This window comes from bacterium (genome assembly GCA_026416715.1).
Lineage (GTDB): Bacteria > UBP4 > UBA4092 > JAOAEQ01 > JAOAEQ01 > JAOAEQ01.
This window is the reverse complement of record JAOAEQ010000014.1, coordinates 72,903-86,105: the sequence shown is the minus strand read 5'-3', so window position 1 is coordinate 86,105 and position 13,203 is coordinate 72,903. Positions and strand designations below refer to the sequence as shown.

The window sequence follows — 13,203 nt, the reverse complement described above, 5'->3', positions numbered from 1 at the left end:
AGCAAGGGTTACGGTTCGCCATTCGGGAAGGAGGCCATACCGTCGGCGCAGGCGTGGTCAGCGAAATCATTAAATAAGAGGATTATATTCAATATTCAGAAGGTTAACAATCTTAGAGAATTATGGCACCGATAAATCAAAAAATCAGGATCCGTTTAAAAGCATACGACCATGAACTATTAGATCGTTCAGCGAAACAGATTGTTGCGGCAGCAATTGATACTGGTGCGAAAGTAGTTGGTCCGATACCATTGCCGACGAAAATTAGTCGGTATACCGTACTGCGTTCACCGCATGTAGATAAAAAGTCACGGGAACAGTTTGAAATGCGCACCCACTCACGGTTGTTAGATATTGTGGATCCGACGCAAAAGACATTAGATAAACTAACTCAGCTTGATTTACCGCCAGGGATTCATGTTGAGATAAAGTTATAACGTTACAACAAGGTATTATAATCAATAATTATCAGTTGGGAAGAGAATATTTTATGTTGTCAGGGTTTTTAGGCAAAAAAATCGGAATGACCCAGATATTTACCGAAACCGGTGAAGTGGTTCCAGTAACTGTGGTTGAAGCTGGACCGGGGTATGTGACACAAATTAAACAGGTTGAAAAAGAAGGATATAACGCAGTTCAACTTGGATTTAGTTATTCGCAATCGAAATCGGTTCCGAAAGTAAATTCGGCAATTAAAGGGATATTAAAAAAAGCGGGATTAACAGAAATACCAATTAATCATTTTCGGGAGTTCAAACTTATTGGTACAGATTCAGTTAAGTTGGGTCAGAAAATAACCTGCGCTGAAATTTTTAAAGTTGGCGAAAAAGTTGATGTTGCTGGTACAAGCAAAGGGCGAGGGTTTGCTGGTGGAATGAAACGACATAATTGGAAAGGTGGTCGAGCATCGCGTGGCTCTATGTTTCATCGGGAACCGGGCTCAATCGGAACCAGTGCGGATCCGTCTCGAGTTCTTAAAGGAAAACGGTTACCAGGACATATGGGCGTTGAACGTGTCACTATCCAGGGATTAACAATCCGCGGTGTTGATGCGGAACGAAATATTTTACTTATTCAAGGGAGTATCCCAGGTTGGAATTCCGGAATAGTAGAAATAAAACATACGGTCAAAAAATAGGTTGAATTCTTTTATACAGTTTTATTATGAACACAATTCCTATTCATACCATAACAGGAGAAATAACGGGAGAGATGGTTTTGCAGGACGAACTGTTTAATGCGGAGCCAAATCCTGCGGTTATCCACGAGAAACTTGTTGCACAGTTAGCGAATCGTAGGCAAGGAACCGCAGCAACAAAAAATCGGGCGCTGGTTAGTGGCGGTGGCGCTAAACCGTGGAGACAAAAAGGAACAGGTCGCGCGCGGGCTGGATCGAATCGGTCACCGCTCTGGGTTGGTGGTGGTGTGGTTTTTGGTCCGCAACCCCGATCATATAAACAAGCTATCAATAAAAAGAAAACAAAATTAGCACTACGGTCGGTTCTTGCGATTCGATTCCGAGAGGGGGCGATCCTTGTTCTTGAACGATTCGAATTGCCTGAAATTAAAACAAAACAGATAGTTAGTTTGTTTAAGAACCTGAACCTTACCGGGAGTATATTGGTTATCATCGAACAACCGAACGAACCGCTGATGAAATCGATCCGAAACATTGCAAATACTAAGCTTTTAACTATTCAAAATATTAATGTATTTGATTTATTGAAATATAACCGAATCATTTTTACGAAGGCAGCTTTAGAAACAATCCAGAGCCAATTAGCAGGAGCGAAATGAATTATTAAAACAGGATAGAGGTTATGCCATTAATTTCATCGGAACAAATAATTATACAACCATATCAAACAGAAGCGACTACACGATTAGCGGAGTCGAAAAATCAATATACGTTTCTCGTTGCTACAACAGCTAATAAAATCGAAATAAAAAAAGCGATCGAAAAGCAGTTTAAGGTTAACGTGGTTGCCGTTAATACGGTTAAGGTTAAAGGGAAATGGCGTCGGGTTCGAGGTCGGCTTGGGAAACGACCGGATTATAAAAAAGCTATTGTTACGGTTAAACAAGGTGAAAAAATAGAGTTTATCTAATAAGACACTGTAGCGAGAAGCACGACAAATATCCGAAACTATTATGTTTATTAAATAAAAAAGGTAGTTGTGTATGCCACTAAAAACATATAAACCAACGACACCGGGATTGCGCTGGAGAACAACATTAGTCTATAAATCAGATAAGCCGATCGGAGCGGTTAAATCGTTAATATGTCCCCTAAAAAAGACCGGCGGAAGGAATAATCAAGGACGAATTACCACTCGCCATATTGGCGGTGGGCATAAAGTGCAATATCGTATAATTGATTTCAAACGGGATAAAGATGGAATAGCCGCAAAAGTTGCTGCTATAGAATATGACCCAAATCGGTCTGCAAACATTGCGTTACTACACTATCTTGATGGGGAGAAACGATACATTATTGCTCCCCTTGAATTAAAAGAAGGAGCGACTGTTCTTTCGGGCGATGACCCAGAAATTCCAATACTTCCGGGAAACTGTATGCCGATTCGAAATATACCAGCTGGTACGGTGGTGCATAATGTCGAGCTAAAACCGGGAAAAGGAGGACAGCTAGCGCGTAGTGCGGGTTGCGGTGTAACGATTATTGCAAAAGAAGGAAACTATGCCCATGTTAAATTACCATCTGGTGAAATTCGGTTAATTAACCAGAACTGCCGTGCTACCATCGGACAAGTCGGAAATGCGGAATATGAAATGATTTCTATTGGCAAAGCTGGTCGGTCGCGTTGGCTAGGGATTCGACCGAGCGTGCGTGGGGTCGCAATGAATCCGATAGATCATCCGCTGGGTGGTGGTGAAGGGAAAACGTCCGGGGGGCGACATCCGGTAACACCGTGGGGACAGCCTACACGGGGATATAAAACCCGTCGTAATAAAGCTACCGATAAATGGATTATTAGCAGGAGGAAAAAGTAAAGGGTAAACTATGGGTCGTTCATTAAAAAAAGGACCGTTTGTTGATGAGAAGTTAATCAAAAAACTTGATAAAATGGATCGTTCCGGGGAAAAAAGTGTAATTAAGACCTGGTCGCGCCGATGCACGATTACGCCTAGAATGGTCGGATATACCTTTGCAGTACACAATGGGAAAAAGTTTATTCCGGTATATATCACCGAAAATATGGTTGGACATAAACTAGGTGAATTTTCCCATACCCGAACCTTCCGAGCTCACGGACATCATACTGAACGGTCAACCGCAATCAAATAGAATACCGTGAATAGGAAATAATGATATACTGATAAGAAGAATAGGTAAACCTGGAGAAGAAACGATGTATTCTGCAACAGCAAGATATACGCGAATTTCAACGACAAAAATGAAATTAGCACTCGATATGGTGCGTAAGAAAAAAGCGAGTGAAGCGCTGGAAATCTTACGATTTGTTCCGAATAAAAGTGCGCGAATTTTAGAGAAATTGATTCGTTCAGCAATCGCTAACGCGCAAAATAAAGATAAAAATGTTGTTTCCGAGAATTTGTATATCCGGGAACTTCGGTTGGGGCCGGGTCCGATGCTTCGCTGGGCGAAACGATGGCGGCCGAAAGCAATGGGCCGTGCCGGTCGAATTCGGAAACGGACTAGCCATATCACGGTTATTTTAGATAGCCAGAGCTAAAAAATAGAATACCATAAGATGATAATAACAGAGCGAAGGATAATATTATGGGACAAAAAACTCATCCGATTGGATTGAGACTTGGAATAACTGAAACATGGCGAAGTCGCTGGTATGCCGAGAAAGATTATGCTGCTATTCTCCATGAAGACTTAATGATAAAAAAATATATTAAGGAGAAATTATATCAAGCAGGGATTTCTCGGATTGAAATTGAACGGACACAAAATCGTGCACGAGTCCACATTTATGCAGCACGACCTGGAATAATTATTGGTAGAAAAGGGTCGGAAATAGATAAGCTGAAAAGCGAATTGCGCGAGAAAACCAAAAAAGAGATGACGGTAGATATTCACGAAGTTACACGACCGGAACTTGATGCCCAGTTGGTCGCTGAAAGCGTAGCCGCTGCAATGGAAAAACGGGTTGGATTTCGTCGTGCAATAAAAAAAGCGGTTGCAACCGCCATAAAACTTGGGGCATTAGGGATAAAGGTTTCATGTTCTGGTCGGCTTGATGGCGCAGAAATGGCGCGGTATGAATGGTATCGTCAGGGACGGGTTCCACTCCACACGTTGCGAGCTAAAATAGATTATGGAACCGCAGAAGCCAATACCACCTATGGTAAGGTTGGAGTTAAAACGTGGATATTTAAAGGCGAAGTGTATAAAGAGAGTAGCCAACAACCAAAAAGCTGACAATGAATTATACACATAATGTTTCAGGATAGTTATTCGTAAAAGGAAATGAATATTTCTATTCATTGCATTTAAACAGGTACAATTATGTTATTACCTAAAAGAGTTAAATATCGTAAAATGCAAAAGGGTCGAATGCGTGGGGTCGCCTATCGTGGTTCAGAGATAAACTTCGGTAAATACGCGATGCAAGCATTAAACTGTGGCTGGGTTTATAACTTTCAGTTGGAAGCAGCGCGAGTTGCGCTATCCCGACATATAAAACGCGGCGGAAAAATCTGGATTCGAGTCTTTCCGGATAAACCATTAACTAAAAAGCCAGCAGAAACTCGAATGGGAAAAGGAAAAGGGGCACCTGAATTTTGGGTTGTGACAGTTAAACCAGGTCGAATTTTATTTGAACTGGACGGGATGGAGGAATCGGTAGCTCGGGAAGCAATTCGATTAGCGGGTCATAAGCTTCCGATAAAAACTCGATTTATTTCCCGATAACATATCGCTAAGAAAATTTATGGTCTAACCATAAGAGAACGAGGGGATAATTGTGGATATTAAAAAGATAAAAGATATTCGAGAGCTTAGTGATGTCGAATTGGAACAAGCGCATCGTGATACCATAGAAGCGATTAGAAAGTTGCAATTTCAAAAGGCAACTGGCCAGATAGAAAATCCGCGGTTATTGCGGAATACGCGCCGCATCCTCGCGCGGATCAAAACTGTCATTAGAGAACGTGAGTTAAAAAAGCGATAGAATATAGAGGAGAAAGACAAAACCGTGAAAGTCACCACGAAGAAAAAAAGACAAATTGGAACCGTATTAAGAAGAAAAACGAGAAAAACAGCAGTAGTTCAGATAGCTCGATTAATCCGACATCCGCTGTTTGAAAAAAGAATTATCCGTACGAAAAAAATATATGCCCATGATGAACACGAAACGGTTCAACCCGGGGATACGGTCTTACTCCAGGAAACTAGACCTATTTCTAAATTGAAAAGATGGAGGGTGGTTAAAGTCTTACGTCGCAGTACCGTTGAAGGAGAAATATAGAAAGAAGGACGAAGTTTTTCGTCTGATAAAGAGGTATATAGTTATGATTCCTGTTGGTACGAATTTAGATGTTGCCGATAATACCGGCGCACGAAAAGTCAAATGCATTCGAATTTTAGGATATTCGCGGATTCGCTATGCGAGAATTGGTGATGTGATTGTCGTTGCGGTTAAAGATGCGATTCCAGATGGCATGGTTAAGAAGGGTGACATTGCGAAAGCCGTGGTGGTTAGAACCACAAAAGAATATAAGCGTAATGATGGTTCTTGGCTTCGATTCGACCGGAATTCAGCCGTGTTGATTAATGACCAAATGGAACCGCGTGGAACCCGAATTTTTGGTCCTGTTGCCCGCGAATTGCGCGAGAAAAAATTTCTAAAAATCATTTCGTTAGCACCGGAAGTGGTATAATTTATGAAAAAAAGAATTTTTACCGGTATACCAAAAAAATTGCATATCCGCAAAGGTGACTTGGTTGTAGTATTAAGCGGAAAAGATAAAAATAAACGGGGAACCGTATTGCGCGTTTTTACTAAAAATCGTCAAGTAATTGTTGAAGGAGTTAATTTTGTTAAACGGCATAGTCGGCCTACTCAGAGTAATCCGAAAGGTGGTATTATCGAAAAAGAAGCGCCGATCGATGTCGGTAAGCTGGGCTTATATTGTGCGAAATGTAACCGACCCCGAAGAATAAGAATTTTGCGAGTTGAAGGGCGCCCAACTAGAATTTGCGTTAAATGTGGTGAAACGTTGGGCAAAGAAGAATAATTAAATTAACTAGGTGTTATTGAACTATGGACAACAATACGCTACCATCGAAGAAAATACCACGACTAAAAAAGCTCTATCGTGATAAAGTAGCGCATGAATTGAGTAAGCAATTCGGATATTCGAATATCATGCAAGTACCGCGGCTATTAAAGATTGTTGTTAATATGGGGGTTGGTGAAGGTGCGCGTGATATTAAAGCACTTGATGCTGCGGTTAACGATTTAGCTCTTATTACCGGACAGAAACCGATTATCACTCGAGCAAAAAAATCCATTGCTAATTTTAAAATTCGTGCAGGGATGCCGGTTGGCTGTAAAGTAACCTTGCGCGGAGCAAGAATGTATGAATTTTTCGACCGGTTGGTGAATATCGCTATACCACGAATACGCGATTTTCGCGGATTATCACCTCGGTCGTTTGATGGGCGCGGAAGTTATACTTTTGGGATTCGAGAACAGTTAATTTTTCCGGAAATTGATTTAGATAAAGTAACGCGCACCCAGGGAATGGATATTACTATTGTGACTACTGCGAAAACCGACCAGGAAGCGCGAGAATTATTGCGACGATTGGGAATGCCATTCGCTGCGCAATAAATTCTACTTAGGTGAAATACGGTAGCCCGATACCGCGTTCCTTCTTAACATTTGCACTAAATAAAGGAGAAGTAAGATTGGCAAAAAAATCTTTACGCATTAAAGCATTAGCCCCGAAAAAATTTTCGACTCGGAAATATCATCGATGTCCCCTCTGTGGTCGTCCTCGAGGATATCTCCGAAAGTTTAATATGTGTCGAATATGTTTTCGTATGTTAGCTCGACAAGGAGAAATTGTTGGGGTAATTAAATCGAGCTGGTAAGGTTATTTTGGGATACATTGCGAAACGCGGATTACGAAGGGTAATCTTCGCAATCCAAAATTCGAAATATACATTATGACAGATCCTATTGCCGATATGTTAACCAGAATTCGCAACGCGAATTCTGCTGGACATGAAAAGGTAGAAGTACCCAGTTCAAAAGTTAAATTGGAAATTGCTCGGATTCTTAAATCCGAAGGGTTTATTAAGAATTATAAATTAGTGAAAAACCGAAAACAGGGTGTAATAAAGATTTACTTAAAATACGGACCGGATAAACAAAGAGCTATTCGAGGTATTGAACGAGTTAGCACCCCCGGAATTCGACGGTATGCGGGTTACGATCGTATTCCTAAGGTCTTAAGTGGACTGGGTGTGCTAATAGTTAGCACCTCAAAAGGTATTTTGACTGACAAAGAAGCACGTCAACTTAAAGTTGGCGGAGAACTTCTTTGTAAAGTCTGGTAGCAATAGTCAAATCAAGCTGAATTTTATTGTACGTATAAGGATAAGCAACAATGTCGCGCATAGGGAAACAACCAATAATCATACCATCTGAGGTTAACGTTGAAATAAATGAAGGACTCGTTAGTATTCAAGGCCCGAAAGGAAGCTTCCAATATCAAATTCCACCAGGGATTGCCTGTAAACAAGAAGATGGGAAATTGATATTGACGAGAATGAATGAGCAGCGGGAAACAAAAGCATTACATGGATTAGCTCGAAGTCTATTGCAGAATATGATTCATGGGGTTACCAAAGGATACCAAGAAGATTTAGAAGTTGTTGGTGTAGGGTATCGGGTTCAAGTGCAAGGAGATAAGTTAACCCTGTTATTAGGACATTCGCATCCGAATGTTTATCAGTTGCCTAAAGGAATAACTGTGACTACAGAAGTTTCATCTGGTGTTGAAAAGAATACCATTATCCATATTCAAGGAGCAGATAAATATCTCGTTGGTGAAGTAGCTGCAGAGCTCCGGAGACTTCGTCCGCCTGAACCGTATAAAGGTAAAGGGGTTAAATATGTTCAGGAGCGGATTCGTCGAAAAACCGGTAAAACTGGAGTAACCGGAGCACCAACGAAATAATTTAAACTTCATAGCTGGTTATATAGTTGAGAATAAGTATTATGTTAAAAAAATTTCAAGCAATTAAGAAAAGGCATTTGCGAATTCGTCAAAGAATTCGGGGAACTAAAATGCGCCCGCGGTTAGCAGTATATAAAAGCAACCGACATATCTATGCCCAGATTATTGATGATTCAACCCAGACCACACTGGTTGCCGCATCGACGCTGTCTCCAGAATTTGCTAACGAGAAGGGGAGTAGCAAAACGATTCGAACTGCGCAAATTGTCGGGGAATTGATCGCCAAAAAGGCGTTAGCTAAAGATATTCGAGAAGTAGTATTTGACCGTGGTGGGTTTCGTTACCATGGTCGAATTAAAGCGCTAGCGGAAGCTGCTAGAGCTGGCGGCTTAAAATTTTAAAAATAATTTCAGTTAGAATTTTTTATGGTGAACTCAACATTACATTTAGATGAGGTTAAACTTGAAGAACGGGTAGTTCGCGTAAATCGCGTCGCTAAAGTCGTGAAAGGTGGACGTCGGTTTAGTTTCAGTGCGGTAGTTGTAGTTGGCGATGGAGCTGGTCATGTTGGACTCGGGTTTGGCAAAGCAAATGAAGTTGCAGATGCGATTCGGAAAGGAACCGAATTAGCAAAAAAGCATTTTATTACTGTTCCTTTGAAAGGAACGACGATTCCGCATGAAATTATCGGCCGATATGGTGCAGCAAAAGTATTATTAAAACCAGCTTCACCCGGAACCGGAGTTATTGCCGGTGGTCCGGTTCGAGCGGTTTTAGAAACTGCGGGTATTAAAGACGTTTTAACGAAATCATTAGGATCAAATAATGCAATTAATGTTGTTCAGGCGACATTTGAATGCCTGAAAAACATAAAAGATGAATCACAAATTGCATTATTACGAGAACGAACACCCGAATCAGAAGGATAACTGCTCGCTATCTGTTAGCAGTGAATTAGGTATATCTATGCGACTAAACGAATTACAAACTATTCCAGGTGCACGGCATCGCCGGAAGCGGGTTGGAACCGGTCCCGGGAGCGGTCATGGTAAAACCTCGTGTCGAGGACATAAAGGAAGTTTAGCTCGTTCCGGCGGCAAGAAATCCCCAGGGTTTGAAGGGGGACAAATGCCATTAATTCGCCGAACCCCAAAACGTGGGTTTCGGAATGTATTTCAGAAAATTGAGTATGCAGTCGTTAATCTGTCAGATTTAGAACGATTGACCGGAGTCGATACAATAGATATCAAAATATTAAAAGACCGCGGAATAATTAAAACTCGGTTTGATAAACTTAAAGTACTTGGCAACGGAGAACTATCGCGGAAATTAACCGTAATAGCGGATGCATTTTCTGCCGCCGCAGAGAACAAAATCCGCTCAGCTGGCGGCGAAGCGATTAAACGGAGTTAATCGTGTTTAAAGCATTAGCGAATATTTTTAATATACCAGATTTGCGGAAAAGAGTACTCTATACCCTTTTCCTGTTAGCCGTGTTCCGTATTGGAGCGCATATTCCTGTTCCGGGGATAAATACGCATGCATTAACCGCAGCGACTGCCGGACAAGCCGGAACATTATTTGCGTTTATTGATATGTTTAGCGGAGGCGCGTTCAAGCAGCTTTCGATTTTTGCGTTGGGTATTATGCCGTATATTTCAGCATCGATCATACTTCAACTATTAACAGTAGTGGTGCCATATCTAGAACGGTTGCAGAAAGAGGGGGAAGCTGGCCGAAAGAAAATCGTGCAATATACTCGATACGGGACGGTATTATTGACCGCCTTCCAGGCGTGGGGTTTATCAGTCATGATTCGTGGCTGGGAAGGGGTAGTGATTAATCCTGGCATAAAGTTCCAATTAATGATGGTATTAACGGTAACAGCAGGGACTGCGTTTTTAATGTGGCTAGGAGAACAGATTACTGAGAAAGGAATCGGCAACGGGATATCGTTAATCATCTTTGCTGGGATAGTAGCACGGATGCCGGATGCGATTAGAAATACTATTCAAGAGATAAAACTAGGGCAAATGAATATTTTTTCAGCGATTATGTTAGTAGTCATGTTTTTAGTGGTTAGTGCAGCGATTATTGTTATGACGCAAGGGCAACGAAGATTGACAATTCAGCATGCACAACGTGTAGTCGGGCGGAGAATTATGGGCGGAACCACTACCTATCTCCCATTACGCTTAAATCATGCCGGAGTTATTCCGATAATTTTTGCTTCATCAATTTTAATGTTTCCGGCAACGATAGCATCGTTTTTTAGTGGACAAGAAGGGTTGTTTTATAAAATTGGGCAAATGCTGAGTCCGAGTTCGAGTTATAGTTTATATTATTTTATTCCGGTTCGGTTTGAGAATATCCCATTATTTTATATTTTGAAAATATTTAATCTCTATACCGTGTTATATGTACTACTTATCATATTCTTTTGTTATTTTTATACTGCGGTAACTTTTAATCCAGTAGATACGGCAGATAACCTAAAAAAATATGGTGCGTTTATTCCCGGAGTCCGGCCGGGGAAGTCCACGTCAGATCTAATTGATCGAATCCTAACGAGAATTACCCTAGCCGGAGCAGTGTTTTTAGCATTGGTAGCGATAATACCTGAAACAGTAAACATTCTATTAGATGTTCCATATTCGATAGCGAGTAATCTTGGTGGTACCGGATTAATAATTGTTGTAGGCGTAGCTCTAGATACGATGAAACAGATAGAATCCCATCTATTGATGCGACATTACGATGGTTTTTTGAAAAAGGGGAAACTGAAAGCGAGAAGTTGGTAATCTCATGCGACTGATATTGTTAGGAGCACCAGGTTCTGGTAAAGGGACACAAGCGGTTCGGTTAGCTGAATATTATCATATTCCGCATATTTCAACTGGAGATATTTTACGCCAAGAGATAAGCCGGAAAACGCAATTAGGTACAGTAGCGGATTCGTTCGTAAGTGCGGGGAAATTGGTTCCAGATGAACTAATTATTCAGATGGTAGAACAGCGGCTACAGCATGATGATTGTATTGTGGGGTTTGTTCTAGACGGATTTCCGAGAACGGTGGCGCAAGCGCAATCGCTCGACCAATGGCTTACACAACACAATCGCAAATTACATGCGGTAATTTATTTAAATGTGACCGAGACAACTATTATTCAGCGGTTGAGCAATCGGCGCGTATGTAGTCAGTGTCAAGCGGTGTATCATTTAGTAACCCAGCCGCCGAAACAAACGGAAATCTGCGATCTCTGCGGGGGTAGGTTAATCCAGCGACCTGATGATAATGAGACCACAGTTAAAAAAAGACTAAAGGAATATATAGAGAAAACCGAGCCTCTGCTCCATTTCTATCAACGAACGGGTTTGTTAATATCCATTGATGGCGGACTAGATGTTAACTCAATTTTTAACCGGATTATCAGCGAATTATCAAATAAAATAAATGGTAACCTATAAATCAGCTGATGAAATAGAACGAATTGCTCGGAATGCGCGAATAGTTAGTCAAGTATTAATCGAATTAAAAAAAAAATCGTTCCAGGAATAACGACTGCTGCACTGGATGAATTTGCTGCAGAATATATTCGCTCGCAAGGGGCAATTCCAGCGTTTAAAGGATACCGCGGGTATCCGGCGAATATTTGCGTTTCAATTAATGAAATAGTTGTTCATGGGCTTCCGTCAGAGCGTCGGTTGGTGAAAGGCGATATTGTCAGTATAGATGTCGGAATAGAACGTGATGGGGTGTTTGCGGATGCGGCAATAACCGTTCCGGTTGGAGAGGTGACTCCAGAGCGACTTCGATTAATTGCTGTAACCAGAACAGCGTTAGAACGGGGGATTGCGGCTGCGCAAGTGAATAATCGGGTTGGCGATATTTCGTATGCCATCCAGAGTTATGTAGAATCAGCAGGATTTGCCGTAGTTCGAGATTATGTAGGCCATGGGATTGGGACTGCAATTCATGAAGACCCGCCGATACCAAACTTTGGTGAACCCGGGAAAGGTATCCGCTTAAAAGAAGGGATGATATTAGCAATCGAGCCAATGGTTAATATGGGGACGCATGAGGTAGAGCTCCTTGATGACCATTGGACGGTAGTAACTCGCGACCGACAGGCATCTGCCCATTTTGAACATATGGTTGCTGTAACCAGGAATGGTCCGCGAGTATTAACGAGTGGATATTAAACTGAATAATAATCCTTATTATGGCAAAGGAACCAGCAATTGAAGTTGAAGGTGTTGTCGTGGAGACATTACCGAACGCAACATTTCGGGTAGAATTAGAGAACGGACATAAAGTTTTAGCGCATGTTTCTGGGAAAATGCGCATGAATTTTATTCGCATCCTTCCAGGGGATAAAGTAAAATTAGAATTATCGCCGTATGATTTATCTCGAGGCAGAATTATTTATCGCAGTAAATAATGAGCTAGGTAAAAAGCTATGAAAGTTAAAGCATCAGTGAAAAAAATTTGTGAAAAATGTCGGATTATTCGACGGCACGGGGTGGTTCGCGTTATCTGTAGCAATCCGCGTCATAAACAACGTCAGGGTTAACCAAAGGTTAAGGAGGTTTATTGTGGCTAGAATCGCTGGAATAGATATTCCTAAAGATAAACGAGTTGAAATCGGGTTGATGTATATTTTTGGCGTTGGCAGGAGTTTATCGAACAAAATTTTAAAAGAATTAAATATTAATCCTGATATTCGCGTTAAAGACTTAACTGACGAGCAGGTAAGCCGGATAAATACCTTAATTATGCGCGAGCATAAGGTTGAAGGAGAATTACGGCGTGAAATCACCGCGAATATTAAGCGATTAATGGATATCGGTTCATATCGCGGGTTGCGACACCGAAGAAATCTGCCTGTTCGAGGACAGCGAACACATACGAATGCGCGAACCAGAAAAGGACCGCGGAAAACCGTTGGCGTTTTACGAAAAGCTGCGGTGGCAAAAATGACCCCGAAAACTGAAGAAAAGAAAAAATAGTTTGTTTAG

General features: G+C 41.4%; 26 protein-coding genes and 1 pseudogene. All 27 read left to right on the top strand.

Translation table 11 applies throughout. The features are described 5' to 3' along the window. Positions 1–77 (top strand): elongation factor Tu (locus N3A72_07680; protein MCX7919475.1); only part of this gene is annotated, 77 nt, incomplete at its 5' end. 45 nt (positions 78–122) lie between these two features. Further along, entirely contained in the window at positions 123–437 is a 315-nt protein-coding gene (rpsJ, locus tag N3A72_07675) for a 30S ribosomal protein S10 (protein MCX7919474.1), read from the top strand. A 53-nt stretch (positions 438–490) separates the two neighbouring features. Continuing rightward, positions 491–1,138 carry a 50S ribosomal protein L3 gene (gene rplC, locus N3A72_07670; GenBank protein MCX7919473.1) on the top strand — a complete coding sequence of 216 codons (648 nt, stop codon included), beginning with the start codon at positions 491–493 and terminating at the stop codon, positions 1,136–1,138. A gap of 26 nt (positions 1,139–1,164) precedes the next feature. Continuing rightward, entirely contained in the window at positions 1,165–1,797 is a 633-nt protein-coding gene (rplD, locus tag N3A72_07665; GenBank protein MCX7919472.1) for a 50S ribosomal protein L4, read from the top strand. A 23-nt stretch (positions 1,798–1,820) separates the two neighbouring features. Beyond that, the gene (rplW, locus tag N3A72_07660; GenBank protein MCX7919471.1) at positions 1,821–2,108 is read left to right on the top strand and encodes a 50S ribosomal protein L23; all 288 of its coding nucleotides are present in this window, start codon (positions 1,821–1,823) and stop codon (positions 2,106–2,108) included. A gap of 73 nt (positions 2,109–2,181) precedes the next feature. Further along, positions 2,182–3,012 carry a 50S ribosomal protein L2 gene (gene rplB, locus N3A72_07655; protein MCX7919470.1) on the top strand — a complete coding sequence of 277 codons (831 nt, stop codon included), beginning with the start codon at positions 2,182–2,184 and terminating at the stop codon, positions 3,010–3,012. Between the two features lie 10 nt (positions 3,013–3,022). After that, positions 3,023–3,307 carry a 30S ribosomal protein S19 gene (gene rpsS / locus N3A72_07650; protein ID MCX7919469.1) on the top strand — a complete coding sequence of 95 codons (285 nt, stop codon included), beginning with the start codon at positions 3,023–3,025 and terminating at the stop codon, positions 3,305–3,307. A gap of 64 nt (positions 3,308–3,371) precedes the next feature. Further along, the gene (gene rplV, locus N3A72_07645) at positions 3,372–3,716 is read left to right on the top strand and encodes a 50S ribosomal protein L22 (protein ID MCX7919468.1); all 345 of its coding nucleotides are present in this window, start codon (positions 3,372–3,374) and stop codon (positions 3,714–3,716) included. A 47-nt stretch (positions 3,717–3,763) separates the two neighbouring features. Continuing rightward, complete coding sequence (rpsC, locus tag N3A72_07640; GenBank protein ID MCX7919467.1) at positions 3,764–4,414, top strand: 30S ribosomal protein S3; 651 nt, start codon at positions 3,764–3,766, stop codon at positions 4,412–4,414. 87 nt (positions 4,415–4,501) lie between these two features. Further along, positions 4,502–4,906: a 50S ribosomal protein L16 gene (rplP, locus tag N3A72_07635; GenBank protein MCX7919466.1), complete on the top strand. Its 405-nt coding sequence runs from the start codon at positions 4,502–4,504 to the stop codon at positions 4,904–4,906. Between the two features lie 58 nt (positions 4,907–4,964). Then, a complete protein-coding gene (gene rpmC / locus N3A72_07630) occupies positions 4,965–5,165 on the top strand; it encodes a 50S ribosomal protein L29 (GenBank protein ID MCX7919465.1) in 201 nt (66 codons plus the stop codon). 24 nt (positions 5,166–5,189) lie between these two features. After that, positions 5,190–5,462 carry a 30S ribosomal protein S17 gene (gene rpsQ / locus N3A72_07625; GenBank protein MCX7919464.1) on the top strand — a complete coding sequence of 91 codons (273 nt, stop codon included), beginning with the start codon at positions 5,190–5,192 and terminating at the stop codon, positions 5,460–5,462. Between the two features lie 43 nt (positions 5,463–5,505). Continuing rightward, positions 5,506–5,874 carry a 50S ribosomal protein L14 gene (gene rplN / locus N3A72_07620; protein ID MCX7919463.1) on the top strand — a complete coding sequence of 123 codons (369 nt, stop codon included), beginning with the start codon at positions 5,506–5,508 and terminating at the stop codon, positions 5,872–5,874. Between the two features lie 3 nt (positions 5,875–5,877). Then, positions 5,878–6,231, top strand: a complete 354-nt coding sequence (rplX, locus tag N3A72_07615) for a 50S ribosomal protein L24 (protein ID MCX7919462.1) — start codon at positions 5,878–5,880, stop codon at positions 6,229–6,231. A 56-nt stretch (positions 6,232–6,287) separates the two neighbouring features. After that, positions 6,288–6,830, top strand: coding sequence for a 50S ribosomal protein L5 (rplE, locus tag N3A72_07610; GenBank protein ID MCX7919461.1), 543 nt, complete (start codon positions 6,288–6,290; stop codon positions 6,828–6,830). Between the two features lie 77 nt (positions 6,831–6,907). Further along, positions 6,908–7,093: a type Z 30S ribosomal protein S14 gene (locus tag N3A72_07605; GenBank protein MCX7919460.1), complete on the top strand. Its 186-nt coding sequence runs from the start codon at positions 6,908–6,910 to the stop codon at positions 7,091–7,093. A gap of 75 nt (positions 7,094–7,168) precedes the next feature. After that, positions 7,169–7,561 (top strand): 30S ribosomal protein S8, encoded by a 393-nt coding sequence (rpsH, locus tag N3A72_07600; protein ID MCX7919459.1) that lies wholly within the window; start codon positions 7,169–7,171, stop codon positions 7,559–7,561. A 50-nt stretch (positions 7,562–7,611) separates the two neighbouring features. After that, complete coding sequence (gene rplF / locus N3A72_07595; GenBank protein MCX7919458.1) at positions 7,612–8,184, top strand: 50S ribosomal protein L6; 573 nt, start codon at positions 7,612–7,614, stop codon at positions 8,182–8,184. A 41-nt stretch (positions 8,185–8,225) separates the two neighbouring features. Continuing rightward, the gene (rplR, locus tag N3A72_07590; protein ID MCX7919457.1) at positions 8,226–8,585 is read left to right on the top strand and encodes a 50S ribosomal protein L18; all 360 of its coding nucleotides are present in this window, start codon (positions 8,226–8,228) and stop codon (positions 8,583–8,585) included. A gap of 24 nt (positions 8,586–8,609) precedes the next feature. Next, the gene (rpsE, locus tag N3A72_07585) at positions 8,610–9,113 is read left to right on the top strand and encodes a 30S ribosomal protein S5 (GenBank protein MCX7919456.1); all 504 of its coding nucleotides are present in this window, start codon (positions 8,610–8,612) and stop codon (positions 9,111–9,113) included. A 37-nt stretch (positions 9,114–9,150) separates the two neighbouring features. Then, on the top strand, positions 9,151–9,597 hold the full coding sequence (gene rplO, locus N3A72_07580) for a 50S ribosomal protein L15 (protein ID MCX7919455.1): 447 nt from the start codon (positions 9,151–9,153) through the stop codon (positions 9,595–9,597). Between the two features lie 2 nt (positions 9,598–9,599). Beyond that, positions 9,600–10,985 (top strand): preprotein translocase subunit SecY, encoded by a 1,386-nt coding sequence (gene secY, locus N3A72_07575; protein MCX7919454.1) that lies wholly within the window; start codon positions 9,600–9,602, stop codon positions 10,983–10,985. A gap of 4 nt (positions 10,986–10,989) precedes the next feature. Next, complete coding sequence (locus tag N3A72_07570) at positions 10,990–11,652, top strand: adenylate kinase (GenBank protein ID MCX7919453.1); 663 nt, start codon at positions 10,990–10,992, stop codon at positions 11,650–11,652. Next, a pseudogene (map, locus tag N3A72_07565) lies at positions 11,639–12,387 on the top strand (type I methionyl aminopeptidase). The gene N3A72_07570 and the pseudogene map overlap by 14 nt, the downstream one beginning before the upstream one ends. Before the next feature lie 20 nt (positions 12,388–12,407). Then, positions 12,408–12,626 (top strand): translation initiation factor IF-1, encoded by a 219-nt coding sequence (infA, locus tag N3A72_07560; protein ID MCX7919452.1) that lies wholly within the window; start codon positions 12,408–12,410, stop codon positions 12,624–12,626. An 18-nt stretch (positions 12,627–12,644) separates the two neighbouring features. After that, positions 12,645–12,758 carry a 50S ribosomal protein L36 gene (rpmJ, locus tag N3A72_07555; protein ID MCX7919451.1) on the top strand — a complete coding sequence of 38 codons (114 nt, stop codon included), beginning with the start codon at positions 12,645–12,647 and terminating at the stop codon, positions 12,756–12,758. Between the two features lie 22 nt (positions 12,759–12,780). After that, positions 12,781–13,194 (top strand): 30S ribosomal protein S13, encoded by a 414-nt coding sequence (gene rpsM, locus N3A72_07550; GenBank protein MCX7919450.1) that lies wholly within the window; start codon positions 12,781–12,783, stop codon positions 13,192–13,194. Positions 13,195–13,203: the final 9 nt, after the last annotated feature.